This is a genomic window from Wolbachia endosymbiont of Drosophila baimaii (assembly GCF_028982185.1).
GTDB classification, from domain to species: Bacteria; Pseudomonadota; Alphaproteobacteria; order Rickettsiales; family Anaplasmataceae; genus Wolbachia; species Wolbachia pipientis.
Map to the genome: position 1 here is coordinate 1 of NZ_JAPQLE010000036.1, position 2,309 is coordinate 2,309.

4 protein-coding genes are annotated in these 2,309 nt (G+C 35.3%); 2 read left to right on the forward strand and 2 right to left on the reverse strand.

Annotated features, from left to right (window positions below):
* Positions 1 to 135: 135 nt before the first annotated feature.
* Positions 136 to 1,170, reverse strand: a complete 1,035-nt coding sequence (locus OZD66_RS01185) for an aspartate-semialdehyde dehydrogenase (RefSeq protein WP_275021972.1) — start codon at positions 1,168 to 1,170, stop codon at positions 136 to 138.
* Positions 1,171 to 1,310: 140 nt separating this feature from the next.
* Between OZD66_RS01185 and OZD66_RS01190 the strand changes: the two genes are divergently transcribed.
* Together OZD66_RS01190 and OZD66_RS01195 are read left to right on the forward strand one after the other, a co-directional pair.
* Positions 1,311 to 1,763 (forward strand): hypothetical protein, encoded by a 453-nt coding sequence (locus OZD66_RS01190; protein ID WP_275021974.1) that lies wholly within the window; start codon positions 1,311 to 1,313, stop codon positions 1,761 to 1,763.
* Positions 1,764 to 1,813: 50 nt separating this feature from the next.
* Positions 1,814 to 1,936, forward strand: coding sequence for a hypothetical protein (locus OZD66_RS01195; protein WP_275021975.1), 123 nt, complete (start codon positions 1,814 to 1,816; stop codon positions 1,934 to 1,936).
* 2 nt (positions 1,937 to 1,938) lie between these two features.
* On the opposite strand, the gene OZD66_RS01200 is transcribed toward OZD66_RS01195, so the two are convergent.
* Positions 1,939 to 2,309: transposase (locus OZD66_RS01200; RefSeq protein ID WP_338061736.1), on the reverse strand; the 371-nt coding region annotated here is incomplete at its 5' end.

A 2,309-nucleotide genomic window follows, 5' to 3' on the forward strand; every position in this document is an offset into this window, starting at 1 on the left:
CAAGATTTTCAATAAGTTGCTTATAATCCTAATTATAGTTAGCCTTTCATAAGTAGCGATGCAACAAAGCCATTCCAGCGTCACGCGCTGCCATGTGGTATACAAATTTCCTTCGAATTACAACGTACGTGCGCTCTATATGCACTTGATTGACAAATGCTCTCTTATCAAAATCTCAAGAATCTGCACTATATTTAATGCTGCGCCTTTGCGCAGGTTGTCAGCCACTATCCACATATTTAATCCGTGCTCAACAGTATTGTCTCTTCTAATACGCGATACATATACAGCATTCTCCTGTACAACATCAATTTGAGTTATGTATTCACTATCTTCACGCCTGTTGTACACTAAAACTCCACTATCTTCGGCTTCACTTAGCACTTCACGAGCTTGTTCTTCAGTGATATGTTGATCAAATTCCACATTTACTGCCATAGCGTGACCGATAAAGACGGGTACCCTTACACAAGTTGCAGTAACTTTTATATCTTCCTCTAAAATTTTTTTTGTCTCCTCTTGCATTTTCCATTCCTCTTCTGTAGAACCATTTTCCATGAATTCTCCTACATGGGGAATGCAATTGAATGCTATTTGCTTAGAGAATATCTTGGGTTTTTTAGCTTCGTTCATAAAGATTTTTTTTGTCTGGTCATAGAGCTCATCCATTGCTGCTTTGCCTGCACCAGAAGTTGATTGATAAGTTGAAGCAACGATTCTCTTTATTTTTGCTTTTTGGTGTAATAGATGTAGTACTAGCAGCATCTGTATTGTAGTACAGTTTGGATTGGATATTATGTTGTGGTTTTTATATTCCATAATTTTTTCTTTATTAATCTCTGGAATAGTGAGTGGCACACCCTCTTTCATTCTAAAATGGGAACTGTTATCTATCACGATGCATCCAGCCTGTGTTGCAATTGGTACATACTCTTCAGAAACATGAGATCCAGCACAGAAAATGGCTACATTAGTTCCAACGAAGTCATAATCCTCAAGGCATAAAACTGTTAACTCTTTGTCACCAAAGCTCACCTTCTTCCCTTCTGATTTTTTCGATGCAAGTGCAATAACGCAATCTATCGCCTCATCTTGAAATTCAGCAAGCGTGCTTAATACCTCACGCCCTACTCTTCCGGTTGCTCCGATAACAGCAATTTTGTATCCCATATAGATGAACCTCTAATTTTAAAGTTCTATTATATTTTTACTGACAAAATTTACAATTGTTTTAATATTTTTACCTTGCAATTAATTGTAATTTAGCTATTATTATGCAATATTAGTAATATTACATAATGAAATGAAAGATGAGTAAGGAATACGATGAAACTAAGGTTAAACCTGCAATGTTTACACCTCAAGGGCCTGAAGGAACCAATGGATCAAAGGCCCAAAGTGTTCTTTCGAATAAAAGAAAGCCTACAATAAATTTTGATGATAAAAAGTATGGTGTAAAAACCTCTAAAATAGACCAACAGTCTCTAAACAAAAGACAAGAATCTTCAAAGCTAAGAGATCTCTTAAGGTCAATACCAATAATAAGGAGATTTTTAGCAAGGATTTTCACACCTGAAAAAATAGAAATCATCAGTAACCCTATATATGACAACATGGAAGCATATAAAAAATTGCAGGAAGATTACCCTAGTAAGATAAAAGATGAAACTAGTATAGATGATGAACACACAAAAGAAGTAGATAGTAAACTTGAGAAGGGTAATGTTGAACAAGTGGACAACAAGAAAAGTCGTAGTTCATAAATATCAATCATTTAAAAATTATCTCTAGTTATAACATTGTATCTGTTCAGATGCATGGCTCATGTACAAATATTGAAACAAAAATTCCAGTGCTCCCTTTCTTGTCATCCCAGTGCTTGACACTGGGATGGCTTTGTTGCATCGCTCTTCGGACAGTAGGTAACGCACAATAAATTTATGAAGCTATCTCAAATTTAGCCATACCAATATCAGTGAACTTATTGAGCAAATAGCATTTAACAAGTAGTTCCTTCTCTCTATTTGTCTCAGATTTATTCCTAAAACTAAACCAGAATGTTTGTTTCAGTCGCGAGAAAAAACTTTCTATATAAGATCTTTTTCCATAACTCATCTCTTTTTTCCACTTCTTTATACCATCTTCATCATATGACCTTATGAGCTTGACTGCAGAATTTCTCTCAGCCATATAGTCTAACTTTGGATGCTCTGCTGCGTTGTTTTTCGGAGGAATTTTCGTTTTTATACCATATTGATTACACAGCTTATAGAGCTTTTCTCTGTCATATGCCCTATCTGCATATAGTA

Bases quoted from the DNA above. Each gene is read 5' to 3' on its own strand.
- OZD66_RS01190 (WP_275021974.1), top strand. From the start codon at position 1,311: ATGAGTAAGGAATACGATGAAACTAAGGTTAAACCTGCAATGTTTACA.
- OZD66_RS01185 (WP_275021972.1), bottom strand. From the start codon at position 1,170: ATGGGATACAAAATTGCTGTTATCGGAGCAACCGGAAGAGTAGGGCGT.
- OZD66_RS01195 (WP_275021975.1), top strand. From the start codon at position 1,814: ATGCATGGCTCATGTACAAATATTGAAACAAAAATTCCAGTGCTCCCT.